The sequence below is a fragment of the Candidatus Planktophila versatilis genome, assembly GCF_002288105.1.
Lineage (GTDB): Bacteria > Actinomycetota > Actinomycetes > Nanopelagicales > Nanopelagicaceae > Planktophila > Planktophila versatilis.
This window is the reverse complement of record NZ_CP016774.1, coordinates 605,951-630,809: the sequence shown is the minus strand read 5'-3', so window position 1 is coordinate 630,809 and position 24,859 is coordinate 605,951. Positions and strand designations below refer to the sequence as shown.

24 protein-coding genes and 2 rRNA genes are annotated in these 24,859 nt (G+C 49.7%); 2 read left to right on the top strand and 24 right to left on the bottom strand.

Annotation, left to right across the window (positions count from 1 at the left end; translation table 11 throughout):
• Window positions 1-9 precede the first annotated feature (9 nt).
• The 13 genes from gcvP to A1sIA79_RS03135 form a co-directional block, all read right to left on the bottom strand.
• Window positions 10-2,868, bottom strand: coding sequence for an aminomethyl-transferring glycine dehydrogenase (gene gcvP / locus A1sIA79_RS03195; protein WP_095674789.1), 2,859 nt, complete (start codon window positions 2,866-2,868; stop codon window positions 10-12).
• A 54-nt stretch (window positions 2,869-2,922) separates the two neighbouring features.
• A complete protein-coding gene (locus A1sIA79_RS03190) occupies window positions 2,923-3,423 on the bottom strand; it encodes a MerR family transcriptional regulator (RefSeq protein ID WP_095674788.1) in 501 nt (166 codons plus the stop codon).
• Window positions 3,424-3,533: 110 nt separating this feature from the next.
• Window positions 3,534-4,037, bottom strand: a complete 504-nt coding sequence (locus A1sIA79_RS03185) for a bifunctional nuclease family protein (protein WP_095674787.1) — start codon at window positions 4,035-4,037, stop codon at window positions 3,534-3,536.
• A gap of 20 nt (window positions 4,038-4,057) precedes the next feature.
• Entirely contained in the window at window positions 4,058-4,780 is a 723-nt protein-coding gene (ftsR, locus tag A1sIA79_RS03180; RefSeq protein ID WP_095674786.1) for a transcriptional regulator FtsR, read from the bottom strand.
• A gap of 44 nt (window positions 4,781-4,824) precedes the next feature.
• Window positions 4,825-5,280, bottom strand: a complete 456-nt coding sequence (locus A1sIA79_RS03175) for an FHA domain-containing protein (RefSeq protein WP_095674785.1) — start codon at window positions 5,278-5,280, stop codon at window positions 4,825-4,827.
• A gap of 70 nt (window positions 5,281-5,350) precedes the next feature.
• Window positions 5,351-5,731 carry a glycine cleavage system protein GcvH gene (gene gcvH, locus A1sIA79_RS03170; protein WP_095674784.1) on the bottom strand — a complete coding sequence of 127 codons (381 nt, stop codon included), beginning with the start codon at window positions 5,729-5,731 and terminating at the stop codon, window positions 5,351-5,353.
• 19 nt (window positions 5,732-5,750) lie between these two features.
• Entirely contained in the window at window positions 5,751-6,308 is a 558-nt protein-coding gene (locus A1sIA79_RS03165; protein WP_095674783.1) for a CDP-alcohol phosphatidyltransferase family protein, read from the bottom strand.
• A 2-nt stretch (window positions 6,309-6,310) separates the two neighbouring features.
• Window positions 6,311-8,281, bottom strand: a complete 1,971-nt coding sequence (gene der, locus A1sIA79_RS03160; RefSeq protein ID WP_095674782.1) for a ribosome biogenesis GTPase Der — start codon at window positions 8,279-8,281, stop codon at window positions 6,311-6,313.
• Window positions 8,282-8,339: 58 nt separating this feature from the next.
• Window positions 8,340-9,410, bottom strand: a complete 1,071-nt coding sequence (locus A1sIA79_RS03155) for a prephenate dehydrogenase (protein WP_095674781.1) — start codon at window positions 9,408-9,410, stop codon at window positions 8,340-8,342.
• A 3-nt stretch (window positions 9,411-9,413) separates the two neighbouring features.
• The gene (aroH, locus tag A1sIA79_RS03150; protein WP_095674780.1) at window positions 9,414-9,776 is read right to left on the bottom strand and encodes a chorismate mutase; all 363 of its coding nucleotides are present in this window, start codon (window positions 9,774-9,776) and stop codon (window positions 9,414-9,416) included.
• 264 nt (window positions 9,777-10,040) lie between these two features.
• The gene (locus A1sIA79_RS03145) at window positions 10,041-10,760 is read right to left on the bottom strand and encodes a pseudouridine synthase (RefSeq protein WP_095674779.1); all 720 of its coding nucleotides are present in this window, start codon (window positions 10,758-10,760) and stop codon (window positions 10,041-10,043) included.
• A 93-nt stretch (window positions 10,761-10,853) separates the two neighbouring features.
• Window positions 10,854-11,420 carry an SMC-Scp complex subunit ScpB gene (gene scpB / locus A1sIA79_RS03140; RefSeq protein ID WP_095674778.1) on the bottom strand — a complete coding sequence of 189 codons (567 nt, stop codon included), beginning with the start codon at window positions 11,418-11,420 and terminating at the stop codon, window positions 10,854-10,856.
• Complete coding sequence (locus A1sIA79_RS03135) at window positions 11,413-12,324, bottom strand: segregation and condensation protein A (RefSeq protein WP_223298380.1); 912 nt, start codon at window positions 12,322-12,324, stop codon at window positions 11,413-11,415. Before A1sIA79_RS03135 ends, scpB begins: the two co-directional genes overlap by 8 nt.
• Before the next feature lie 39 nt (window positions 12,325-12,363).
• Between A1sIA79_RS03135 and A1sIA79_RS03130 the strand changes: the two genes are divergently transcribed.
• Complete coding sequence (locus A1sIA79_RS03130) at window positions 12,364-13,248, top strand: ParA family protein (RefSeq protein WP_095674777.1); 885 nt, start codon at window positions 12,364-12,366, stop codon at window positions 13,246-13,248.
• Window positions 13,245-13,658, top strand: coding sequence for a hypothetical protein (locus tag A1sIA79_RS03125; protein WP_095674776.1), 414 nt, complete (start codon window positions 13,245-13,247; stop codon window positions 13,656-13,658). The genes A1sIA79_RS03130 and A1sIA79_RS03125 overlap by 4 nt, the downstream gene beginning before the upstream one ends.
• On the opposite strand, the gene A1sIA79_RS03120 is transcribed toward A1sIA79_RS03125, so the two are convergent.
• The 11 genes from A1sIA79_RS03120 to A1sIA79_RS03075 all read right to left on the bottom strand — a co-directional run bounded on the left by A1sIA79_RS03120 (window position 13,659) and on the right by A1sIA79_RS03075 (window position 24,839).
• Window positions 13,659-14,576, bottom strand: coding sequence for a site-specific tyrosine recombinase (locus A1sIA79_RS03120; RefSeq protein ID WP_095674775.1), 918 nt, complete (start codon window positions 14,574-14,576; stop codon window positions 13,659-13,661).
• Window positions 14,577-14,594: 18 nt separating this feature from the next.
• Window positions 14,595-16,229 (bottom strand): CTP synthase, encoded by a 1,635-nt coding sequence (locus A1sIA79_RS03115; protein ID WP_095674774.1) that lies wholly within the window; start codon window positions 16,227-16,229, stop codon window positions 14,595-14,597.
• Between the two features lie 29 nt (window positions 16,230-16,258).
• Window positions 16,259-17,980 (bottom strand): DNA repair protein RecN, encoded by a 1,722-nt coding sequence (gene recN, locus A1sIA79_RS03110; protein ID WP_095674773.1) that lies wholly within the window; start codon window positions 17,978-17,980, stop codon window positions 16,259-16,261.
• Complete coding sequence (locus tag A1sIA79_RS03105; protein WP_095674772.1) at window positions 17,973-18,830, bottom strand: NAD kinase; 858 nt, start codon at window positions 18,828-18,830, stop codon at window positions 17,973-17,975. Before A1sIA79_RS03105 ends, recN begins: the two co-directional genes overlap by 8 nt.
• Complete coding sequence (locus A1sIA79_RS03100; protein WP_095674771.1) at window positions 18,830-19,618, bottom strand: TlyA family RNA methyltransferase; 789 nt, start codon at window positions 19,616-19,618, stop codon at window positions 18,830-18,832. Before A1sIA79_RS03100 ends, A1sIA79_RS03105 begins: the two co-directional genes overlap by 1 nt.
• Before the next feature lie 9 nt (window positions 19,619-19,627).
• On the bottom strand, window positions 19,628-19,774 hold the full coding sequence (locus A1sIA79_RS06940; protein WP_190277083.1) for a hypothetical protein: 147 nt from the start codon (window positions 19,772-19,774) through the stop codon (window positions 19,628-19,630).
• Window positions 19,771-20,073, bottom strand: coding sequence for a hypothetical protein (locus A1sIA79_RS03095; protein WP_095674770.1), 303 nt, complete (start codon window positions 20,071-20,073; stop codon window positions 19,771-19,773). Before A1sIA79_RS03095 ends, A1sIA79_RS06940 begins: the two co-directional genes overlap by 4 nt.
• A gap of 40 nt (window positions 20,074-20,113) precedes the next feature.
• Complete coding sequence (locus tag A1sIA79_RS03090; protein WP_223298379.1) at window positions 20,114-20,485, bottom strand: single-stranded DNA-binding protein; 372 nt, start codon at window positions 20,483-20,485, stop codon at window positions 20,114-20,116.
• 86 nt (window positions 20,486-20,571) lie between these two features.
• Window positions 20,572-21,417, bottom strand: a complete 846-nt coding sequence (locus A1sIA79_RS03085; protein ID WP_095674769.1) for a hypothetical protein — start codon at window positions 21,415-21,417, stop codon at window positions 20,572-20,574.
• Between the two features lie 91 nt (window positions 21,418-21,508).
• Window positions 21,509-21,625, bottom strand: a 5S ribosomal RNA gene (gene rrf / locus A1sIA79_RS03080).
• Window positions 21,626-21,747: 122 nt separating this feature from the next.
• A 23S ribosomal RNA gene (locus tag A1sIA79_RS03075) occupies window positions 21,748-24,839 on the bottom strand.
• Between the last annotated feature and the right edge of the window lie 20 nt (window positions 24,840-24,859).

The window sequence follows — 24,859 nt, the reverse complement described above, 5'->3', positions numbered from 1 at the left end:
AAAACTCAACTACGCGAAGGACTCAATCGGTGGGCAAGAACAGACCAGGTTCCTATCCCCGTATGCCCCATCTATGCGCCCTGTGGTGGGCCAGTACTTACCCTTCATGCCGATAAGTTCACCAGGAATAAGTCCGGTAAATGTTGCTGGAAAAGCTCCGCGTTCGCGGCTATAACTGCGATCCCACTCATTTGAAGCCACTGCCCCCACTGTGTGAGGTGCATGGCGCAGAGCAGAATCTTCTACCGCAACTTTGCCTTCAATAATCTCATCAATTTCATACTTGATAGCAATCATCGCATCAATAAAACGATTCATCTCCAAGATATCTTCTGATTCCGTTGGTTCAATCATCAGTGTTCCTGGAACCGGAAATGACATTGTCGGTGCGTGGAAACCAAAGTCCATCAGGCGCTTTGCGATGTCATCGACGGTGACACCACTGACCTTGGTTATCTCCCTGACATCGAGAATACATTCGTGGGCAATCAAACCTTTTTCACCGGTATACAAAATCGGATAGGAGCCCTTTAAACGCGCTGCCATGTAGTTAGCGCTAAGAATTGCTACCTCTGTTGCATGAGTAAGTCCTGCTCCCCCCATAAGGCGAATATAAGCCCATGAGATAGGCAAGATACTGGCCGAACCAAATGGAGCGCCAGAGATAGGCCCTGGACCTGTTGTAGGGCCCGCAGTTGCATCAAGTGGATGGTTAGGCAGAAACGGTGCTAAATGCGCACGAGCAATTACTGGACCAACACCCGGTCCCCCGCCACCATGAGGAATACAGAAAGTCTTATGCAAATTTAAATGCGAAACATCGGCACCAAATTTTCCAGGTTGAGCTAAACCAACGAGTGCATTGAGATTTGCACCGTCGACATATACCTGCCCGCCCGCCTCGTGAACCAATGCGCAGATTTCAGAGATGGCAGATTCGAAAACTCCGTGAGTTGATGGATAGGTGACCATGAGCGCCGCCAACTTTCCTGCGTGTTCGCTGATCTTTAACTTCAAATCATCAAGGCTCACATTGCCCGCTTCATCACAAGTGATGACTACGACCTTCATTCCAGCCATCACCGCACTGGCTGCATTCGTGCCATGAGCGCTGGAAGGAATTAAACAGATATCGCGTTCTTGTTCAGAGCGAGAATCGTGATAATTTCGAATAGCGAGCAGGCCAGCGAACTCCCCTTGGCTGCCAGCATTAGGCTGCAGCGAAACTGCGTCATAGCCAGTGATTTCAACAAGCCACTTGGAAAGTTGAGCAATCAGTTTGCGCGATCCCTTGCTCTGATCTGCTGGTGCGAAAGGATGCAGCGATGCAAACTCCGGCCAGGTGACAGCTTCCATCTCAGTGACGGAATTGAGCTTCATGGTGCAAGAACCCAACGGAATCATTGTTCTATCAAGTGCCAAATCGCGATCTGCAAGAGTGCGCAAGTAACGCATCATGGAAGTTTCTGAATGGTAGGTGTTAAAAACTGGGTGTTGTAAGAAGGTGGAGGTTCTCTTGATCGCTGGCGAGATGCCACTCCCCTGGGCTGAGACGACCTTCGCGCCAAAGATACTAACAATCTCGGCAAACTTACTTGCAGTGACAGTTTCATCTATAGAAATGCGAACATGCTTTGCATCAACTATCCCAAGATTGATTCGTAATGAAGCTGCCATTTTATGAACCACTGCTGCATCAGCCACCTTGATAGTTAAAGTGTCAAAGTAACTTTTGTTAACACTCTCCACGACCGTTGCCAGAGCTGCGGTGTATCCATGAACACGCTCGGCAATTTCAATCAAACCTTTTGGTCCGTGCCACATTGAATAGAATGCACTCATATTGGCAAGTAATACTTGAGCAGTACAGATATTACTTGTCGCCTTATCGCGTCTAATGTGTTGCTCACGCGTTTGAAGAGCTAAACGAAATGCTGGATTGCCGTGCGCATCAACACTCTGGCCAATCAGGCGACCAGGTAGTGCGCGCTCTAGCCCCGAACGTACCGCCATAAATCCTGCGTGTGGTCCGCCAAATCCCATCGGTACTCCGAAGCGTTGGGCTGAACCCACTGCAATATCGGCGCCCCACTCCCCTGGCGCTGTGATCAAGGTAAGTGCAAGCAGATCTGTAGCTGCGATTAATAGCGCGTCTTTGGAGTGTGCCTGCGTTGCCAAATCGCTGAAATCATCCATCGCACCAGTTGTATCCGGGTACTGAACCAAAACTCCAAAGAAATTCAGAAAAGGATCTACAGCGAGAACATCCACCTCAAGCACCTTGATTCCAAGTGGCTTCGCTCGAGTAATTACTACCGCTTTGGTTTGAGGATGCACATTGTGATCAATCAGAAATACCGCGTCATCACCGGCTTTAGAGGTGCGTCTAGCCAAGGTCATTGCTTCAGCAGCTGCTGTTGATTCATCGAGCATAGAAGCGTTAGAGATCGCAAGACCAGTCATATCGGTAATCACGGTTTGAAATGCAAAGAGTGCCTCCAGGCGACCTTGCGAAATCTCTGGTTGATATGGAGTGTATGCGGTATACCAAGCCGGATTTTCTAGAACATTTCGTTTGATAACCGGTGGTGTGATGGTGCCGTAATAGCCAGTGCCAATAAGTGAGGTAAAGATTTCGTTCTCTGAAGCTAAAGTGCGAAGTTCATCAATGACTTCAACTTCACTCTTCGCGTTATCCAGGACTTGCGCGAGTTTCTTTTCTATGACGATATTTTCAGGAACTACATCGGCGATAAAATCTTTGAGATTTGAGTATCCAAGGACAGAGAGCATCTCCTCTTCTTGTGCACCAGAGGGGCCGATATGTCGATCTTGAAAACCTTTACCGCCGCCCACGTGACCACCCATTCAACTCATCTATGGCCCTATCGCCCTAAATTAGATGAGCGAAATATATGAGTATTAGGCGCCTTTCGCCTTTCGACGCAGTGAGAGTTCATCACTATTTTGAGAAACGACAGTCTCACCGTTTACTTCACCCGCAAGGGTGGCAAGAGATCCCTCAACCTCAGACCAAACCTTGCCCACAGCGATTCCAAAAACTCCTTGACCGCCAGCAAGTAGATCGATAATTTCATCAGGGCTGGCACACTCATAGATAGATGCTCCATCGCTCATCAGAGTGATTCGCTCTAAATCTGTAACACCGCGTTCGCGCAAGTGAGTTACTGCGGTGCGAATATTCTGTAGAGAAACACCGGCATCAAGTAAACGTTTAACAATTTTCAGCACCAAGATGTCGCGGAAACCATATAGACGTGCACTACCCGAACCCGTAGCTGTGCGAATTGATGGTTCAACCAGACCAGTACGCGCCCAATAATCTAATTGGCGATATGAAATTCCAGCAGCGGAACAAGCTGTCGCACCGCGATAACCGATTTCGAATTCTTGCTCAGTCACGAGAGGGGGCTCGCTTTCGTCTAGGGGGTTGCCTCAAGGGTACGCTTGAGAATCCTAGAAAGTCAGTACCGACACGAAACAAACCTCTACTTGAGGTTGAGACTTCTGAGCTAGCCGGCAAAGTCCTCCGGATTGATCTGATCTAGGAATTCCCGGAATGCTTCAAGCTCCTGGTCCCCCGCAGCCGAAACCTCTGATGCCACCTGCTCTGGGATATCGATTCCCACCTGATCGAGCAAATCGTTATCCACCAAGATGTTTGACTTGGTACGTAGCGCAATTGCAATCGCATCTGATGGCCTGGCAGACAGTGCCGGCAGCGCGCCTTTGTCATTTCTTAGGTTTAACTCTGCGTAGAAGACCCCATCAACGATGGCGGTAATGTGGACAGATGCCAGTGAGATGTCTACTCGCTCTAATACATCTCGAATCAAATCATGTGTGAGCGGACGAGGCGCTGCCAACCCTTGTTGGGCAAAAGCTATGGAAGTTGCTTCCACTGCGCCCACCCAGATGGGAAGAAATCTGGAGCCTTCAATCTCTTTAAGCAAAACGATGGGTTGATTCGAGGGCATCTCAATTCGCACTCCCACGACTTCAACCGGAATAAACATCAAAGAAAATTCTTATGCGATTAACGAGGACGATTTAAGCCGCCACGTACCAAGGCAGCATGGAGTCGAACAGATAGGGATGCAATCTCTTTCTGAACTTCCTCGGCGCGAGCTTTTGCCTCCGTGCTCTTCTGCCTAGTAAAGGGAGTGATCACTTGTTCAATCAATCCAATCTCGCGATCAGCTGCTGACTTAAAGGAGCGAAGGTGGCGCGGTTCAATTCCAAATCCAGCCATCTCAGCAACTGCGCGGGCAACAGAGAGGGCATCTCCGTCATAGTGACGACCACGGATTTGAATAAGTCCATATGACTCGAGTTCGACCAACTGGGCATCATCTAACGCCGATGCCGCAAGCAGCTCCTCGCGAGATAAACGCATCTCGGATTGTTCGCCAAATGCTGCCGGTGCGAATTCACCATCGACTGTGGCAAGGCCAAGAGTTGGGCGTGGAGCGGGGATTCCTCCGGCTGGTGCTGGCTGCAGACCACGGTCTAGCGCGTCTAGATTTTCCTTAATAACTTTAAGTGGCAAGTACTGATCTCGTTGGGCTAGCAGGACGTAACGAAGTCGCTCTAGGTCAGTTGTCGTGAATTTACGGTATCCAGAGGGTGTTCGCTGGGGCTCAATCAGACCTTCCGACTCTAAAAAACGAATCTTTGAGATCGTGATGTCGGCAAAATCGCCGCGCAACTTAGTGAGTACTTCACCGATACTTAAGTAGGCCCGTGCTGGAACGCTCAACTGACTTCTCCCCTAGTAGATCTCGAATTGTCTTGTAAAACTATTCACTTTTGAGCTGTAATGAATAAAAGATGGAACTTGCCGACCTGAATCTCATCCCCCACAGATAACTGCTTCTCGGTGGTTGGCTCGTTATTGATATATGAGCCATTGAGACTTCCAGTATCTCTAAAGATGAACCCTGAATCTGATTTTTCAATTGCTGCGTGCTTTCTAGAGACTGTTACGTCATCTAGAAATATCGCACTTTCTTGTGACCTGCCAATAGTTGCTCCCTGGTCTGTCACCAGAAATCTGGCACCTCGTCCGGGACCGCGATGAATGAGAACCATTGCAGATTTACCATCACCAGCCAAAGTCGATTCAAGAACAGAACGCTCTTCCGCCGACGATGTTGCTAGATAATCCTTAATGAGCTCTGAGGAAGAGTCACCAACCACGGGACGAAGTCCCAGGTGGAGAGTGCTGGTTAGCTCAGGCTTTGAATCTGCCTCTGCCATGAACTCACCCCCTTCGATGTCAACTTAAGGGTGACACTAGAGAGTTGCGGCAGAGAAATCAAGCGGAGATTTATGCGGTAATTGCACCATATTGCGCTGCCGAAAGCAGTCCTGCTGGCTCTGCTCCTACTTCAATTTCAACCAACCATCCCAAACCGTAGGGATCGGAGTTAATCAGCTCTGGTGTGGCGCTAAGGGTTTCATTAATTGCAACAACGGTTCCAGTAAGGGGTGCGAAGATTTCGGAAACGCTCTTTGTTGATTCAACTTCTCCGCAGACCGCATCAGCGATGACCTTTTCACCAATTTTCGGCATCTGCACATAGACAATGTCACCGAGCGCGCCCTGGGCGAAATCAGTAATGCCCATGCGATAGCGAAGTGCAGTTTCGGTAGGTGCTACCCACTCATGTTCTTTTGTGTACTGCAATTCTGCTGGAATTACCGACATCGTGCGCCTCTACTATCCGCTAGATAACTTCTGGGCGCACTCTAATGCTATTTATCCCGGTCCGGAAATACCCGATGGCCGTGGCTACATAGAGAGCCACTCCCCAGCCGGTAAAGGCCCAGCCGAAAATGAAGGCAATGGTGCCATACCAATTCGGGTTAAGCGCCAGAAGAAGAAATGGGAAGGCATAGAGCAGATTAAATGTTGCCGCTTTACCCAGATATGTCACTTGCAGAGTCGGAAGTCCTCGCATCTGGATGACTAGGGCAAGAATTGCCATCGCAACATCGCGGGCTACCAAGACAAGTATGACCCAGAGTGGAATCGCATCTCTGATGTATAAGACGATGATGGTGGCTGCAATATAGAGTCGATCAATCGTGGGATCTGCGATCTCGCCAAAACGTGATTCCTGATGAAGTGCGCGAGCTAACTTTCCATCGAAATAATCTGTAGCCCCACCGATCATGAGGACCAAGATGGCCCAACCATCTGCGCGTTGATCTAAGGCGAGCCAGATGAAGAGCGGAATCCCTAGGAATCGCAGGAATGTGAGCGCATTAGGAATCGTCAACATTGCTACGCCTCCTTATCTCGTTCCTTCACGCGGATAGCCACCTGAACCGGAGTTCCTGGGAATTTGAACTCTTCGCGCAGGCGCCGTTCGATAAATCTACGATAAGAAGCTTCAATCCAGCCAGATGAGAAGACCACGAACTTGGGTGGTGCGATGCCGGCCTGTGTTGCGTAGTACACCTTTGGCTGCTTACCACCGCGAACAGGTGGCGGCGTCGCACCAATGAGGGCGCCCAAGAAAGAGTTGAGTTTGGAAGTTGGAACGCGACGTTCCCAGGAATCTATTGCTGTGCGAAGTGCCGGCGCTAGTCGATCACGGTGCCATCCGGTCTTGGCTGCAACGTTCACAATCTGCGCCCATTCGACCTGATCTAGATGTCGTTCAATTTCTTTATCTAGCTGAGTGCGTCGGTCATCGTCTACCAAATCCCATTTATTCATGACGATTACCATCGCCTTGCCCGCCTCTTCGACCATCGTGATAACTCGCAGGTCCTGCTCGGAGATAGGAACCGATGCATCAAGGATGACTACTGCACATTCACAGCGTTCCAAGGCAGTTTGTGTTCGCAAGGTCGCGTAATAATCTGTTCCGCTAGCTTGGTTGGCGCGCTTTTTAAGCCCAGCGGTATCTACAAATCTCCAGATACTTCCGCCGAATTCAATGAGCTCATCAACTGGATCGCGAGTTGTGCCCGCAACATCATCAACGATAGAACGATTCTCGCCAGCGAGAGCGTTGAGCAAACTGGATTTACCCACATTTGGACGACCAATGAGGGCTATCCGGCGATAGCCATCTTGTACCTGTGCCGCACCTACTTCAGGCAGGAGCTTGGTAATTGAATCCAGCAAATCTCCGCTACCGCGACCATGCAAAGCCGATACAAAGTGCGGTTCACCTAAGCCGATGTTCCACAACGCATGCGCATCAGATTCATCGTTATCACCGTCAACTTTGTTAGCAACCAGAATTGTTGGCTTCTTCACTTTACGTAACTCTTGAACCAATACATCATCTTCATCGAGTGCGCCCACTTGGGCATCGACGACAAAGCAGAGAACATCTGCCTCGCCCATCGCTAACTCAGCACTTGCACTCACCTGAACTGAAATTCCATCTGGCTTAGATTCCCAGCCACCAGTATCCATAATGATGAAGCGCCGACCGCCCCATTCACATTCGTATTGCACGCGATCGCGCGTCACACCCGGAGTGTCCTCAACGATTGCTTCCCGACGACCAATAAATCGGTTGATCAACGTTGATTTCCCAACGTTCGGACGTCCAAGAATGGCAACAATCGGAAGTCCTAAGAGCGAACGTTGCGATAGTAGTTCCCAAATTCGTTCCACAGTTTCATCGAGCGTAAGTTCAGTTGAATCTATATGTACCGCATCCGTGGCCATTGATAACGGTGAAATCGTGCGATTTGTATCAATCTCATCGCGGGTTGAAAGTGATTGCGCAACAGCGTCAACACCCCCTGCCGCACCGTCTTGTTCAGCATCTCGTCTTGCTGCTCGTGCTGAAATCTCAGCGGTGAGATAAATCTTGAGCGCAGCATCAGGACACACGACTGTTCCAATGTCGCGACCTTCAACCACAATCCCACGGTCTGCTTTAGCAATGATTGATCTCTGCAAAGTGAGTAGCTCTGCGCGAACCTGTGGCAGAGCACTAATAATTGAAACTTTCTCTGTTACTTCTTGACTGCGAATCTCTTCACTGACATTCGTTGAACCAACAAAGACTTTTGGATCTCTGGGATCGGAATTGAAAGTGATAGGTGCATCAATGACGGCAGCGATAATTTCATTTGCGTTATCACTCTTTATCGATAAAGCAATGAATGTGATTGCGCGGTATAAAGCACCGGTATCTAAATAACTCCACCCAGCTCGAATGGCAATGTTCTTCGATGTGCTGGATTTACCAGAGCCGCTAGGGCCATCTAGTGCAACAACAATCATCTTCACAGCCCATCTATAAGTGATTACATTCTAAGGCGCAGTTGCCTAATACAGTGAATTACGAACGTGGAGCGTGAACGTCCCAGCCTTCACTCTCTAAATGCGCTTTTAAAATGGCAGCATCTGAATGTGAAACGGCCAAAGTAATCAATCCTGTCTCTTGACCTGGAGAGTGCTCGATGGAGAGATCTTCGATATTGGCTGAAACCTTTGCGCACTCATCAAATATCGCAGCCAACTGACCTGGTTTATCTTCAATGACTATCGGCAGATAGGTGTATTCACGAGCTTTTCCACCATGTTTTCCAGGAATGAGCGCTATACCCGCTTGCCCATCTTTGATTACACCCGCAACGAAGCTTTCACTTTCAATATTAGAGACCAGAGAGTTGAGATCTGAGGCCAAGGATTTGAGAAGTGGTGCGATAGCCGAACTATTGGCAGCGATAATCTCCTTCCACAGAGTCGGATCAGAGGCTGCTATGCGCGTGGTATCGCGCAACCCTCCCCCAGATAGTTCTAGCCAGCTGGCTGGTTTTCCAGTCAACTGCTTGGCCAGAAGTGAAGAGATGAGTTGCGGAAGATGTGAGACCAGCGCTACCGCTTGATCGTGATCGGCCGCCGGCATATCAATGACCTGAGCACCTAGTGACTCGATAAGAGCCTTACCCCAGGCAAGTGCCTGCTGCTCAACGCCTGTGGAATCAATCATCCAAGGTCGACCTTCAAAGAGATCTGCTCGAGCTGACTCAACTCCTGAGAACTCACGCCCTGCCATGGGATGTGTCGGCAGGAATTGCGAGCTACTTAAAGAAGATTTTGATACCTCAAGTACAGGTTTGATCTTGATAGATGTAACATCTATCAATACACTCTTGAAGGTTGCTCTTTCGAGAGTAGTAATGACCATTGGGAAAGCCGAAACAGGAACGGCCGCGATAACGAGTTCGGCGCCGGAGATCTCCTCGCCCTGATTTCCCATAAGTGCCTGGGCTATGCCCTGGGTGCGCGAATCTTGATCAAGCATGGTCACCGAGACGCCCTTTTTGGAGAGGGCAAGCCCAATAGAGGTGCCGATCAGGCCAGAGCCGATAATGCCCACGCTCGAAAAGGGAAGTTTCGCGCTCATGAGCTACTGGGCAATGTCTCGGCGCAGGGATTTAGCCCCATGCAGGTAGATATGTGAGATTGAGTCAGCGCTCGCAGCGGTTTCTACGTGCGCCATCACGCGAATCGTGCGCTCAAGGGCCCCTGGAACGTCGATCTCTACGGCGCAGATCAATGGAACTGATGCAAAACCGACCTCACGCGCACCAGCGGCCGGAAATGCAGCATTGAGATCAGGGCTCGAAGTGAAGAGCACGGAAATCACATCTTGAGGGGTGAGCGCGTTGGCGCTGAGAATTTCAGAGAGCAGCTCAACTACACCTGCGTAGATACTCTCAGCCGTATTGGCCTCTACTTGGGTTGCTCCCCTGATTGCACGCACTGACATTAGGCAAGTGTAGCCGTAACTCATTTTCTAAGAGATTGATTGCAAATGGTTTTGCACTTTAAACGTTTTATCGACTAAACGCTAACAAGTGGAGAGAAAATCAAGGTCAACACAAGCGAGCCGATCTATCGAATTACAAACTATCAATTTATCGATATTTTGTGGTCGTGATTGAGCGTATTATTATCGATATATCTATACTTGAAAGTCTGAGGCCAAGAGTATCTATTTATCTACTTACCTATTAAACGATTCTATATAGACTTAAGGTTTTATATCTAAAGCAGTTTGTAGGCTTACTAATTCACCGCTATTGAGATCTCGCCACCGTCCCTCGAGAGTCTCCCCCAGAGAGATGGGTCCAAACTTGGTTCTAATCAACCGAAGGACCTCCACTCCTACCGCCTCCATCAGACGGCGGATGATGTGGTAGCGACCCTCGTGAATGACGACTTCGATCCATTGTGGCGATAGGTGATTAAAGCTTAAGACTCGGCCCATTCCATCTTCGAGCTCGACCCCCTTCAAAAGGGTCTTTTCGACTCCCACGGGAAGTTTTCCATCGAATTCAATGATGTAGGTCTTCTCAAGGCCAAAGGAAGGATGGGTCGCTCTAAAGGTCAAGTCCCCATCGTTTGTGAGCAGAATTAGCCCTTCAGAGTCCTTGTCCAGGCGTCCCACGTGAAAAAGGCGTTCGGTTCGAAGGTTGATAAAGTCAGATAGTGAAGGGCGACCTTCCGGGTCAAACATTGTTGACAAAACACCTCTAGGCTTATGAAGTGCTAAATAAGTCTTAGACAAAGAACGGGTAATTGTCTCACCATCAATCGATACTTTGACCTTTTCGGGGTCAAATTTTGCTCCGAGCTCTCTAATCTGGTGACCGTCAACGGTGACTCGACCATCCATGATGAGTTCATCGGCACCGCGGCGGCTAGTAATTCCCGCGTCGGCAATAATCTTATTAAGGCGCATTTCGGCCATGTGGCTATCCGTTCTCGACAGTCAACTCCCCGCACTACCCTCGATAATCGAGGTTTTTGCTAAGGGGTGGAAGTAAGAAGTGTAGAGCGTTAGCTAGTCAGTAAGCGAATCGAGTATCTCATCCAGGCTATCGATATCCGGCAGATGAGGAGCAAGCGGAGGCAGGTCAGTCAGGGCATTTAGGCCTAGCCGCTCTAGGAAGTAGCTCGTAGTCTTATAGAGGATCGCTCCAGTTTCGTTCTCAACCCCGTACTCCTCCACCAGGCCACGGGTGATCAGGGTCTTCATCACCGCTTCGACATTCACCCCGCGGATAGCTGAGACTCGAGCGCGCGAAACCGGCTGTCGATAGGCAATAACAGCCAGGGTTTCCAAGGCGGCTTGGGTAAGGCGGTTCTGCTGGCCATCTAGAACGAATTTTTCCACCGCTGGACTAAAGTCCGGGTGGCTATAGAAGCGCCAGCCACCATTGATGGCCTTCAAGGCGAATCCGCGATCAGAGTAGCTCGGCACAAGGGCCTCTAGCGCTGAGATGATCTGCTCAACCGGGACTTCAAGGACAGTGGCAAGGGTCAATTCAGTGACCGGCTCATCGACGACCATCAAAATCGCTTCGATGGAACGGGCAAGCTCAGGACTATGAAGCTCGGGATTAGACATTTTCGCCCTCTTCTGTCTCGTTTTCAATCTCTGGCTGGACATCAAACTCATTGGTCGCTAGAACTTCTCCTTCATCAGAGCCGACCCAGGTAACCTGAAGCTCGCCCAGGGCCATTACTTGCTCAAAACGTAAGGCCCCCTGTCGGTAGAGGTCAAGCAGGGCAAGGAATCTGGCCACAACAACGAGGGTGGAATCCGCGCCTTGAATGAGATTTCTAAAGGATAGCGTTCGCGACTTTCGCAGCGCCTCAACAACTGAGCGAGACTCCTCCGCCACACTCACGAGGGCGCTGTGGAGGTGCTCCACGGCCACGACTGGTGGCGCCTTAGGTGTGAGCACACGCTCAGCTATCGCGGCAAAGCGCTGGGCTCCCACCCCAATCAGGACTTCAGGAAGTAGTGATGCTAGAGCGGGATCGAGGGCTACCACACGTGGGAAGGACTTGTCAGCGGCCAAAATCGCTTCCTGGAAGGAGGCGGCAATCTCTTTAAAGGCGCGGTATTGCAGCAATCGGGCGAAGAGAATGTCTCTGGCCTCAAGGATGGCAAGGTCTTCCTCATCCTCAATCTCACCGCTAGGCAGCAGACGAGCTGCTTTGAGATCTAGAAGGGTTGCGGCGATAACTAGAAATTCGGTCGCCTGGTCAAGGCGCCAGCCCTCGCCCGATTCTTCCAATTTGCGAATAAATGAGATGAATTCATCGGTGACAAGGCTTAAGGAGACCTCGGTGATATCTAGCTTGTGGCGAGAAATCAGCTGGAGCAGAAGATCAAAGGGGCCATCGAAGTTGGACAGGTGGACGTTAAAACCGGTTTCTGCCGGGATTGCCTCCGGTGATGGAACCGGAATCAGGGTATTTTCCACGTGCGAACAGTACTTCGTTACTTGCATATCGCAGCGCATTACGCGTAGAGTCGCGACAAATGAAAAGAGGTTTCTCGCTTGAACGCTAAATCGACATTTGACGATGATGTGGCAACTACAGCCAACCTACTTGGACGTGAACCAAAGAATTTTAAGATCCCCGCGCCTTTAACAGAGCATGGGCATGCAAAAGTCATTTCAATCTTTAACCAAAAAGGCGGTGTGGGCAAAACTACCTCCACAATCAACCTAGGCGCTGCCCTTGCAGAACTAGGTCGTCGAGTTCTGCTGGTCGACTTTGACCCACAAGGTGGTCTCTCCCTTGGTCTCGGTGTCAACGCTCATAGCCTTCCACTTGAAAACACTGTTTATTACGCGCTTATGACACCTGATGCCAATATCGATGAGATCGTACTTAAGTCATCAGTTGCAAATTTAGATTTCTTGCCAGCTAACCGCGATCTTGGTACCGCTGAAACAACACTTGGCGCTGAAATCGGTGGCCAGCAATATCTCAAGCGTGCGCTAGCAAGACTGAGTTCTGAATACGATGTCATTCTCATTGATTGCCAGCCAACGATGGGTCAGCTCACTATTAACGCACTCGTTGCTTCAGATGAAGTAATTGTTCCGTTGCAATGTGAGTATTTCGCGCTCCACGGATTCATCGAGCTTAAGGGAAATATCGATAAGGTGAGAAGTTTCCTAAATCCTGATCTTAAACTCATTGGGATTTTGGCAACTATGTATGACCGCAAGACCCTTCATAATCGCGAGGTTCTCACTGCAATCCTTGAGAAATATCCAGAGGATGTCTTTGAAACAATCATCGCAAAAACTATTCGATTCTCAGAGACAACCGTTGCGGGTGAACCCATCACCGCCTACGCATCATCTTCAGGTGGCGCACAGTCTTATCGCCGCCTAGCCCGAGAACTAATCGCCAGAGGAGGCGCCCGATGACACGCAGAGCAAGCTTGCCCGGAGCAGATGAATTATTCCGCGCTAATACCCCAGCACTGAGCGCCGTTCGACAAGTAGTTGAAGCCGCACCTGCTGCACCCACTTCCCCACAACCGGTTGGCACGTCACAAACAAAGACCAAGAAGGGTGTTCGCACAATTTCTCGCAGACGAGTTACCGCGGCCGAGAAATCTCCATCAGGTCGCGAACTTCATGAAGAGAAAATCACCGTCTACTTGTCAACCGATGAGCTCTTCGATCTGGATCAAGCACGTTTAATGCTTCGTGGTGATTTGGGTCTTGCTGTTGACCGCGGTCGCATTGTTCGCGAATCAATAGCTGTCATCATTGCTGATCTAGAAGCTAAGGGTGATCAAAGCATTCTTGCTCGACGTCTTCGCGGACTGTAATCACTTCGCTCTCGGGTGAGCTGAACTGTAGCTCTCACGCACTTTATCAATAGTAATCAGGGTGTAAATCTGGGTTGTCGTCACCGATGAATGCCCAAGTAGTTCTTGCACCACTCGAATATCTGCCCCACCATCGAGTAAATGTGTTGCATATGAGTGCCTAAATACGTGCGGTGACACCTTGCCCTCAAGGCCAGTAGCAACAGCGGCATCTAGAACTATCTGCCATGCACTCTGGCGTGAGAGTCTCTTCCCGCGAGAGTTAAGAAAGAGCGCACTCTCACTTTTTGCATTCTTAGCTGCTAGCAACGGCCTCGTGCGCACTAGATAATCATCCAACGCCACAAAGGCGAATTTACCCAGCGGGACTATTCGCTCCTTGGAACCTTTGCCTCGCAATTTCACCACTGAAATTCGTTCGCCTTCTAAATCTTGTGTTGCCACGTCCGCAAAGTTAATGCCGATGACTTCACTTACCCGGGCGCCGGTGGAGTATAAAATTTCCAAGATTGCAATATCTCGGAGCGAGATTGGATCTCCCTCTCGCTTAGCTGATTCAATGAGCGAGGTGATTTCGCTGATTGATAATGCCTTAGGCAAACGTCGTGGGGTCTTGAGCGTCGTTGATCCAGTCATAGGATTTGAAATCTCATACTCAAGGGCGCAGTATCGATAAAAACCTTTGAGTGCGGAAATACACCTGTTGATGCTCGATCCACTCATTTTGGTATCTTTCAGGAAAACTTCAAAAGCTTCAATGTGTGTTGGTGATAGATGTGAAAAATCCTCGTTGCCAGCGATAAGAAAAAGTGCAAACTTACCTAAGTCTCGTTGATATGACTCAATGGTGTTTGTGGCTAATGCTCGCTCAATGCGTAAATGGTTGAGATAGTTGGTACTGGCGGTGTGAAAGTTCATCAATCCCCCGCGCTATACCTACTTCTTCTGCGCAAGTGCTGCAGCAATGAGACCGACAAATAATGGATGCGGTCTTGTTGGACGTGATCGAAGCTCGGGATGAGCTTGCGTTCCAACATAGTATGGATGGACTTCGCGAAGAAGTTCAACGAACTCCACTAAATCACGCTCTTTAAACATCCCAGAGAAAACCAAGCCTGCGGCTGCAATTTGATCGCGATACTTATTATTGACTTCATATCTGTGGCGATGACGTTCAGAAATCTCAGTACTTCCATAAACCCCAGCAACGATGGAACCTGGTACTAGCGCTGCCTGATAGAGACCTAGTCTCATGGAGCCGCCCATATCGGCCTCACCCGCAACAATATTCTTTTGGTCATCCATCGTTGCAATCACATGGGTGCCACTCTCTGGCGTGAACTCTGCTGAATTGGCATCGGCTATTCCAGCTAGGTTTCTAGCCGCTTCAATGACCATGCACTGCAGACCTAAACAAAGACCCAGTGTTGGAATCTTCTTTTCCCGGGCAAATTTGAGTGCACCAAGCTTTCCTTCGATTCCACGGATACCGAAGCCACCGGGAACACAGATCGCATCGACTCCACCAAGTGCCTTCTTTGCACCGGCTTCGCTCTCACAATCATCGCTAGGAATCCAGACGAGTTCAACCTTTGCGCTATTTGCAAACCCACCAGCACGAAGTGCTTCCGAAACCGATAAATACGCATCTGGTAAATCAATATATTTTCCAACGAGGGCAACCTTTACCGTGTGCAAAGGATGATGAACTTTCTGTAAGAGCGCATCCCACTCGCCCCACTGAACTTCATGACCACCTAAGGACAATCTGCGGACGATATAAGAATCAAGACCTTCACTGTTGAGAACCTTTGGGATGTCATAAATTGAGGGAGCATCTACGGCGGCAACAACGGCCTCAACATCAACGTCGCACATCAAGGAAATCTTCTTCTTTATCCCAGCCGGTATCGGACGATCACAACGCAGAACAACGGCGTCAGGTGCAATACCGATACTACGAAGGGCCGCGATACTGTGCTGTGTTGGTTTTGTCTTGAGTTCACCGGCCGGGCCAATATACGGAACCAGTGAAATGTGAAGGTAAAAGACATTGTCACGACCCACATCTTGGCGAAGCTGACGCGCAGCTTCGAGAAATGGCTGAGACTCAATATCTCCGACAGTTCCACCGATTTCAGTGATGACAACATCTACTTCATCTGAATCATTAGCCAACATACGTTCTTTAATCTCGTTGGTGATATGCGGAATCACTTGTACGGTCTCACCTAGATACTCACCACGTCGCTCGCGCGCAATTACTCGCGAATAAATCTGACCTGTGGTGACATTTGCCGAACCTTCGAGGTTGCGATCGAGGAAACGCTCATAATGACCAATATCTAAATCTGTCTCGGCGCCATCATCTGTAACAAAGACTTCACCGTGTTGGAAAGGATTCATGGTGCCTGGGTCCACATTCAGGTATGGATCGAGCTTTTGCATTGTTACGCGGATGCCGCGGGCTACTAGCAGGCGACCTAAAGATGATGCTGTGAGGCCTTTACCAAGACTTGAGACGACTCCGCCAGTTACGAAAATATGTTTAGTCACATGCGGCTGGCTCATGGAAGACCAACCTATCATCAAATTGCGCTCTATCCGCGCAGCGCCAAAAGTTCACTCGCGTGTTCGCGCGCACTAGTCGATTCTTCAAGCCCAGCAAGCATTCTGGCTATCTCTTCCACGCGATCAGCATCCTGAACCTTGGCCACACCTGATGCGACTACAGAACCATCACTGCTCTTCTTCACCACAAAATGGGTATCTGCCCACGCAGCCACCTGCGGCAAATGTGTAACCACAATAACTTGGGCTTGCTTCGAAAGTTGATGCAGCCGCTTTCCCACTTCGATCGCAGCCTTACCGCCCACACCAGCGTCAACTTCATCAAAAATATATGTCCCCACTGGGTGCGTTTGGGCGATGACTACTTCTAGACCCAACATGATGCGAGACATTTCACCACCACTTGCACCTTTACCCAGGGCTACCTTCGGACCATCGGTGTGAGCACGAATTAACATTGAAACTTCATCACAACCCAGCTGAGTGAAATCAGACTCTTTCAAGTTCGCCGAATAATCAGGAGATGAAACCTCAACAAAGAACTGGGTATGTGGCATGGCAAGTGCATGTATTTCAGTCGTCACCAAATCAGAGAGCTTCTCCGCTTGCTTGCCTCGGGCTTCTGTCAACGACTTCGCATTCTTCAGGAGATCTTTCTTAGCAACTGTTAGTGAGCCTTCAAGCTCGGCGATTCGATCATCTCCACCTTCTAGGTCGGCTATTACTTCCTTACCGCTCTTAGCTTTCGCAGCCAGTAATACAAGCTCTTCATCACCACTACCCGCCCCACCCCACTTCTTAATAAATGCATTCAATTGCGATTTACGTTCATTGAGTACATCAAGTCTTCGGGGATCTGCTTCAAGTCCAGTGGCATAGGAAGCAAGGTCTGTTGCGGCATCATCTAAGATAAAGACTGCTTCACTCACCCGCTCGGCGATAGATTCAAGCCGGGAATCCTTTGATTTAACTGAATCGAGTGCTCGTCTTGCTGAATGCAAAAGTGTGAGAGCACCCGATTCTTCTGTCTCCAAAGCCTCTTTGGCACTTTGACTTGCAATGCGAAGGTCTTCGACACTGGATAGTCGATTGATTTCATCTTCAGTTGCAGTGCACTCATTACGAACTGCCTTTAAGGATGCCCAGGCGGTGATGAATTCTCGAAGTTGTGCGATGTCAGAGTCTCGCTTGCTGGAAGAACTCTTCAAATCTGCTAAGCGGGCCTTTATCTCTAAATAGTTCGCGTAACTGAGTTGGTAGGCACTTAGAACGGATGCAATTGCTGCGCCCCCAAAGCGATCTAGTAACTCTCGCTGGGTTGAAGTTTTAGTGATTTGGGCATTAGCTGACTGGCCATGAATCTCAATGAGGTTCTGGGAGATAGTGGCCAACGTTCCAGCCGGAACCGTGACTCCCCCACAGACTGCTTTGCTTTTCCCATCCGCATTTACAGTGCGCGAGATGATCAGTGAGTTGTCATCAAGTTGGGCACCTAACTCCTCTAACCCCTGAACCTGCGATGAAGCGATAGAGAAGGTTGCTGATGCACTGAGTCGATCCGCACCGTGTCTTACTAGTGCGCTATCACTCTTTCCACCAAGGACTAATGACAGTGCGGTCAGAATCATTGTCTTGCCGGCGCCAGTTTCACCGGTGAGGACATTTAGCCCTGGACCTAATTCCAGTTCTGATTGTTCGATAACTCCGAGATTTCGAATTGATATCTCTTCTAGGAAGGAGCGTTCACTCACCGCGCCAACCTTCAATGGGAAGCTTGAACTTTGCAACCAGGCGGTCGGTGAAGAGCGTTGATGACACGTGCGATAACATAATAGTGCGCTCATCACGAGTGATGATTACTCGATCACCTAACTGCAATGGTGTCTTACGAAGAGCGTCAGCTGATAACAAAGCAGCTGATGACTCCACGGTAATGATGATCTCTGACTTCGGAGAAACAACCATCGGTCTTGCAAAGAGTGCGTGAGCCGATATTGGTAATAGCACCAAAGCTTCAATCTCAGGCCATAAAACTGGACCACCGGCGCTAAATGCGTAGGCAGTTGAGCCAGTTGGGGTTGAGCAAATGACTCCATCGCAGCCCCAGTGCGATAAAGGGCGACGATCAATTTCAACGAAGAGTTCAACCATTGTGGTGGCATCTCGTTCAACAGTTACTTCATTGAGCGCCCAGCCAGTTGAAACAACTTTGCCGCCACGTTCAATCTCGAATTGAAGAACCATCCGGTTCTCACTGACATAACTCTTATCAATAATGCTCTGTGCTATCGCTTTAATTGTTGGGCGATCTACTTCAGCCAGGAATCCAACATTTCCCAAGTTAATACCAAGCAGCGGAATCTTGCGGGTAAGGGTTACCTCAGCCGCGCGAAGAATTGTTCCATCGCCACCCAGTACTACTGCTAATTCAATCTCGGGTAGATCTTCCGCGGCAACCTTCTTAATCCCTTCGATATCAATATCGGAAATTGTGTAAAGTGAAAATCCAGCTGAGAAAAGAAGCGGGGCTAACTCACCAGCAGCGCTAATCGCTTCCGGGCGAGATGGATTGACAAGAAATGCGACGTTACGAATACTCATTATTCCGGACCTGCAGCAATCGCATCGTCCAGTGCTGTTTCATTAATTTCAGGTGCACCACGTCGTAACCATAGGAAATATTCAACATTGCCAGCAGGGCCTGGAAGTGGACTTGCGGCGATTCCTAACGTTCCGAGTCCAACATCGTAGGCAGACTCTGCAACATCTAGAACTGCAGCTCTCCGCAAAGCAGGATCTCGCACAACACCACCAGCACCCAACTTTTCACGACCCACCTCAAACTGAGGTTTCACCATTAATACAAAATCGGCATCGGGCTTTGAGACTGCAGCCAGCGCTGGCAAGACCAAGGAAAGTGAAATGAAGGAAAGGTCTGCAACCACGAGATCGATATCTTCAGCGATTTGATCACCGGTAAGGTGGCGAATATTTGTGCGATCAAGGATTTTCACTCGCGGATCTTGTCGTAGCCCCCATGCCAGCTGGCCATAACCGACATCAACGGCAACTACGAGTTTTGCCCCGCGTCGCAATAAGACATCTGTGAATCCACCAGTTGAAGCCCCCGCATCAAGACATGTGCGCCCATCGATCTCTACCCCGGTAAAGACATCCAAGGCGCCGGCTAACTTGTGGCCACCGCGCGAGACAAAATCATCTCGATCACCTTGTAGAACTATGGAGGTCTCGGCATCAACTTGCGAAGCTGGTTTTGTTGCTGGAATTCCACCGACTAGAACAGAACGAGACTCAATTAGATCTGCCGCATGCTCACGCGAGCGTGCTAGTTCGCGACGAACGAGTTCGGCATCTAAACGAGTTTTCATGGCTGTTTACTAGAGATTATCGATTGACTTAAGTGACTCTTGCAATTTTTCATGGAGTGCTTCAAAACGAGCAGAGTGCTCTGAGATATCACTGACTTCAATCTCTTCAAGTTCTTCCCGAACCTTTTGCACTAAATCTAACTCTTCTTCGCTCATTTTCTACTTTCCTTCTTCTTCGTCGCCGATTTCTTGCCATCAGATTTCTTTGATTGCGCCTTCTTCAAACGTTTTACCTCTTTAGCAAGTTCATCGAACTCTTCGCGCTTAACAAAGCCCATCTTCAAAACCGCGGCCTCGACCTCATCATGGATTCGACCCTTCACTGAATCGGCGCTCTCCTTGGCCCAGTCATTGAGCGCTGCGGCTACTTCGGCCGGCGTGCGCTCTCCATCGGAAAGCTTCTGGGCGTAACTCTTTAAGGTGGAAAAGAATTCCGACGGTTGGGTCTTAGCCATAGCCTTAGCGTAGCGATTTTACCTGCCCACCGCGCTCAAGCTAAAGACGCAGGATTTCATCGGCCTCAATCTGCCAACGGCTAGCAACGCCGGTAGGGCTCTGCCAAAACCGTCTGTGAATCGAACCTGAGACTTCAATCCACTCATCGCCTTGCAGTGTCAGGGCAATCTTGCGACTCTTGGCACTCCATGCGGCAATATCAAGAGTGTCGACACCCTCTCGTTCGGATCGAGTAATGATGAGCCTAAATTCAACGACTTTATCGCCACTGGGCAATTCTTTACTCGTGGCTTGCGCCGATACCCGACCTCGAAGCAAGAGATCGTTGAGCGAGTAATCAATCTCAATATCATCTGAGACTACTTTTTTAACTGACTTCTTTTTGGTGGCAGCTTTAGCAACTGGTGACATCGTGAGCCCTTCATGCGAATTGTTAAGACGCGATGATGATTGATGGCTATGTCACTTTCTTGCCGATTACTTGCTGATGTGGATAATTATTTCGCTGCCCGCTCTTGTGCATCAGTAGATTCCTCATGATCGATAGCTGCGCACTTGCTAAACCATTCGGAAGCTTCCGCTAACCTTCCGGCAGCTTCCAGCGCATCGGCATAGGCATAACGCAAGCGCACCGCCCACTCATCACTTTCATTCTTGAGTTCCTTACATTGCAAAGTGACAACGGCGGCATCTACTTCACCCAAATCACGACGAGCACCGGATGCCACAATGCGCATCTCAATCTCTTCTGCCTTATCAAGTCGTTTCACCTCTGGCGAACCAGCCAAACTCAACGCTTTCAGTGGGTTACCAAGGCCTCGTTCGCAATCGGCCATGACCGGCCACATCGAGACATCACCAGAAATTCGGTTGGCAGCCCGTAATTCTTTTAGTGCAATTTCATAATGGCCCGCGCGATAGGCGGCATAACCGGCTGTCTCGCGGACAACTGCTAAACGCCCGGCGTGATGGGCCGCGGCAACAGCGTGCTTATGTGCTAATTCCGGATCAGCATCCATATAAAGATTGACACAGACCATATGTCGCGCAACAACCTTGGCATTTTCTGCTGACAAACTTAATAGTTCGGCGCGAACACTTTTTTCTAACTCTTCACCGGTGACATCTTCTGGAATATCTGGTTCAAAAATTCGGGGGCGAATACGTGATTGGTCTCGTTCTTGGGGAGGGGCCCGAAACCCGCGTGGATCGCTGACTTCACGACCTTCAGAGACCTTTCGGGGAGCCCCTGGACGCTCTGTGCGACCACCACGAGCTGGGCGGTCAGAAGATGGACGACCGGAAGATGGACGACCGCTGTTATTACGTGGACGCTCTTCCATAGCTAAATCTCCTTAATTATCTGAATCATTCTAACTTCTTGAGAAATAAAAAAGGGGCGCTTACGAATAAGCGCCCCTTTTTATAAAAGAAGTCCGGCAACGTTCTACTCTCCCACAAGGTCACCCGTGCAGTACCATCGACGCTGTAAGGCTTAACTTCCGGGTTCGGAATGGGACCGGGTGTTTCCCTCACGCTATGGTTGCCGAAACGCTATTGAGTTTTGGACATGAACTCACAACTAAGAAGTCTGATCTTCATTGAAGAAGATCTCCTTATTTGTGGTTCTCGACCGTATCTCGAGAACCACACAGTGGACGCGTAGCAACTTTGTAGTTAAATCCTCGGCCTATTAGTAGTGGTCAGCTCCAAGTCTTACGACTCTTCCACTTCCACCCTATCAACCCAGTAGTCTCCTGGGGGCCTTACTTGGTAAACCAATGAGAAACCTAATCTTGAAGCGAGCTTCCCGCTTAGATGCTTTCAGCGGTTATCCCTTCCGAACGTAGCTAATCGGCGGTGCTCCTGGCGGAACAACCGACACACCAGAGGTTCGTCCGACCCGGTCCTCTCGTACTAGGGTCAGCCCTTCTCAAGTTTCTTACGCGCACAGAAGATAGGGACCGAACTGTCTCACGACGTTCTGAACCCAGCTCGCGTGCCTCTTTAATGGGCGAACAGCCCAACCCTTGGGACCTACTCCAGCCCCAGGATGAGACGAGCCGACATCGAGGTGCCAAACCTTGCCGTCGATATGGACTCTTGGGCAAGATCAGCCTGTTATCCCCGGGGTACCTTTTATCCGTTGAGCGACGGCGCTTCCACAAGCCACCGCCGGATCACTAGTTCCTGCTTTCGCACCTGCTCGACATGTCTGTCTCACAGTTAAGCTCCCTTGTGCACTTACACTCGACACCTGATTACCAACCAGGTTGAGGGAACCTTTGAGCGCCTCCGTTACTTTTTAGGAGGCGACCGCCCCAGTCAAACTACCCACCAGACACTGTCCCTGATCCGGATTACGGACCGAGGTTAGAAGTTCAAAACGATCAGAGTGGTATTTCAACGATGACTCCACAAACACTGGCGTGCCCGCTTCAAAGTCTCCCACCTATGCTACACAAACCGTTCCGAACACCAATATCAAGATATAGTAAAGGTCCCGGGGTCTTTCCGTCTTTCTGCGCGTAACGAGCATCTTTACTCGTAATGCAATTTCGCCGAGTTTACGGATGAGACAGCGCTCAAGTCGTTACGCCATTCGTGCAGGTCGGAACTTACCCGACAAGGAATTTCGCTACCTTAGGATGGTTATAGTTACCACCGCCGTTTACTGGGGCTTAAGTTCTCAGCTTCGCCTTGCGGCTAACCAGTCCCCTTAACCTTCCAGCACCGGGCAGGCGTCAGTCCGTATACATCGTATTGCTACTTCGCACGGACCTGTGTTTTTGGTAAACAGTCGCTTGAGCCTGGTCTCTGCGGCCTTCCAACGCTTCGGAGGAAAACTCCTACACGTCAAAGGGCCCCCCTTCTCCCGAAGTTACGGGGGCATTTTGCCGAGTTCCTTATCCATAATTATCTCGATCGCCTTGGTATTCTCTACCTGACCACCTGTGTCGGTTTCGGGTACGGGTCACTTATTTTCTCGCTAGATGCTTTTCTTGACAGCATAGGATTATCCACTTCACCTTACGGCTCGGCATCAGCTCTCAGGCATGTGTTACGCGGATTTGCCTACGTAACGCCCTACGACCTTACCCCGGGACAACCATCGCCCGGGCTGGACTACCTTCCTGTGTCACACCATTGCTGAACTACTACAACACCGGGTCAGCGGTTCCATCAATCTGACAAAAGCCAGATCAACTTCACGGCCTTAGCATTAGTTGATTCGTCCTGGGCGAAAATAAGCGAGTACTGGAATATCAACCAGTTGTCCATCGACTACGCCTGACGGCCTCGCCTTAGGTCCCGACTTACCCTGGGCGGATTAGCCTGGCCCAGGAACCCTTGGTCTTTCGGCGGAGGGGTTTCTCACCCCTCTCTCGCTACTCATGTCTACATTCTCACTTGTGTGACTTCCACGGCTAGATTCCTCTGCCGCTTCACCAGTCACACAACGCTCTCCTACCCATCCAAGCTCCTGGATCTTGCGACCGGGATAGTGCTTGAATGATAGAACTTCGGTGCTGTGCTTGAGCCCCGTTACATTGTCGGCGCGAAATCACTTGACCAGTGAGCTATTACGCACTCTTTTAAGGGTGGCTGCTTCTAAGCCAACCTCCTGGTTGTCTATGCGACTTCACATCCTTTTCCACTTAGCACAGGCTTTGGGACCTTAGTTGCTATTCTGGGTTGTTTCCCTCTCGACCATGAAGCTTATCCCCCACAGTCTCACTGCTGCGCTCTCACTTACCGGCATTCGGAGTTTGGCTGATGTTGGTAATCTTGTAGGACCCCTCGACCATCCAGTAGCTCTACCTCCGGTAAGAAACACGCAACGCTGCACCTAAATGCATTTCGGAGAGAACCAGCTATCACGAAGTTTGATTGGCCTTTCACCCCTACACACAGCTCATCCCCTAATTTTTCAACATTAGTGGGTTCGGTCCTCCACGCGGTCTTACCCGCGCTTCAACCTGGCCATGCGTAGATCACCTCGCTTCGGGTCTAGATCGTGCTACTCAAACGCCCTATTCAGACTCGCTTTCGCTACGGCTTCCCCTCGACGGGTTAACCTTGCAACACGACACTAACTCGTAGACTCATTCTTCAAAAGGCACGCTGTCACAACTTACGTCGCTCCAACGGCTTGTACGCACACGGTTTCAGATTCTATTTCACTCCCCTTACGGGGTTCTTTTCACCTTTCCCTCACGGTACTAGTCCGCTATCGGTCATCAGAGAGTATTTAGGCTTAGCGGGTGGTCCCGCCAGATTCATACCGAATTCCTCGAGTTCGGTATTACTTGGGATACCAATAAAGAGTTAACTAAGTTTCGACTACGGGGTTCTCACCCTCTATGACTGGCTTTCCCACGCCATTCATCTACTTAATTAATTTCTGACTCTTTGATTGAACGGCAGTCCAATCTAACTGGTCCCACAACACCGATACTGCAACGCCTGCCGGCTTGGCACAGTATTGGTTTGGCCTCTTCCGTTTTCGCTCGCCACTACTAACGGAATCACGGTTGTTTTCTCTTCCTGTGGGTACTGAGATGTTTCACTTCCCCACGTTCCCTTTATCTACCCTATATATTCAGATAGAAATAACTGGACATTACTCCAGCTGGGTTTCCCCATTCGGAAATCCTCGGATCAAAGTTCGTTTGACAACTCCCCGAGGCTTATCGCAGCCTACTACGTCCTTCATCGGCTTCTGATGCCAAGGCATCCGCCATGTGCGCTTAATAATTTTTCCACAAAGATGCTCGCGTCCAC

What these genes read in the sequence shown, in the direction of transcription:
- A1sIA79_RS06940 (WP_190277083.1), bottom strand. Translation starts at nt 19,774, where the DNA reads ATGAGCGAAGAAGAGTTAGATTTAGTGCAAAAGGTTCGGGAAGAACTT.
- A1sIA79_RS03090 (WP_223298379.1), bottom strand. Translation starts at nt 20,485, where the DNA reads ATGTCACCAGTTGCTAAAGCTGCCACCAAAAAGAAGTCAGTTAAAAAA.
- A1sIA79_RS03105 (WP_095674772.1), bottom strand. Translation starts at nt 18,830, where the DNA reads ATGAGTATTCGTAACGTCGCATTTCTTGTCAATCCATCTCGCCCGGAA.
- gcvP (WP_095674789.1), bottom strand. Translation starts at nt 2,868, where the DNA reads ATGGGTGGTCACGTGGGCGGCGGTAAAGGTTTTCAAGATCGACATATC.
- A1sIA79_RS03175 (WP_095674785.1), bottom strand. Translation starts at nt 5,280, where the DNA reads ATGGCAGAGGCAGATTCAAAGCCTGAGCTAACCAGCACTCTCCACCTG.
- A1sIA79_RS03145 (WP_095674779.1), bottom strand. Translation starts at nt 10,760, where the DNA reads ATGGCCGAAATGCGCCTTAATAAGATTATTGCCGACGCGGGAATTACT.
- A1sIA79_RS03085 (WP_095674769.1), bottom strand. Translation starts at nt 21,417, where the DNA reads ATGGAAGAGCGTCCACGTAATAACAGCGGTCGTCCATCTTCCGGTCGT.
- A1sIA79_RS03155 (WP_095674781.1), bottom strand. Translation starts at nt 9,410, where the DNA reads ATGAGCGCGAAACTTCCCTTTTCGAGCGTGGGCATTATCGGCTCTGGC.
- A1sIA79_RS03100 (WP_095674771.1), bottom strand. Translation starts at nt 19,618, where the DNA reads ATGAAAACTCGTTTAGATGCCGAACTCGTTCGTCGCGAACTAGCACGC.
- der (WP_095674782.1), bottom strand. Translation starts at nt 8,281, where the DNA reads ATGATTGTTGTTGCACTAGATGGCCCTAGCGGCTCTGGTAAATCCAGC.
- A1sIA79_RS03115 (WP_095674774.1), bottom strand. Translation starts at nt 16,229, where the DNA reads ATGAGCCAGCCGCATGTGACTAAACATATTTTCGTAACTGGCGGAGTC.
- gcvH (WP_095674784.1), bottom strand. Translation starts at nt 5,731, where the DNA reads ATGTCGGTAATTCCAGCAGAATTGCAGTACACAAAAGAACATGAGTGG.
- scpB (WP_095674778.1), bottom strand. Translation starts at nt 11,420, where the DNA reads ATGTCTAATCCCGAGCTTCATAGTCCTGAGCTTGCCCGTTCCATCGAA.
- A1sIA79_RS03120 (WP_095674775.1), bottom strand. Translation starts at nt 14,576, where the DNA reads ATGAACTTTCACACCGCCAGTACCAACTATCTCAACCATTTACGCATT.
- A1sIA79_RS03095 (WP_095674770.1), bottom strand. Translation starts at nt 20,073, where the DNA reads ATGGCTAAGACCCAACCGTCGGAATTCTTTTCCACCTTAAAGAGTTAC.
- A1sIA79_RS03125 (WP_095674776.1), top strand. Translation starts at nt 13,245, where the DNA reads ATGACACGCAGAGCAAGCTTGCCCGGAGCAGATGAATTATTCCGCGCT.
- A1sIA79_RS03185 (WP_095674787.1), bottom strand. Translation starts at nt 4,037, where the DNA reads ATGTTTATTCCGGTTGAAGTCGTGGGAGTGCGAATTGAGATGCCCTCG.
- A1sIA79_RS03165 (WP_095674783.1), bottom strand. Translation starts at nt 6,308, where the DNA reads ATGTTGACGATTCCTAATGCGCTCACATTCCTGCGATTCCTAGGGATT.
- aroH (WP_095674780.1), bottom strand. Translation starts at nt 9,776, where the DNA reads ATGTCAGTGCGTGCAATCAGGGGAGCAACCCAAGTAGAGGCCAATACG.
- A1sIA79_RS03135 (WP_223298380.1), bottom strand. Translation starts at nt 12,324, where the DNA reads ATGCGCTGCGATATGCAAGTAACGAAGTACTGTTCGCACGTGGAAAAT.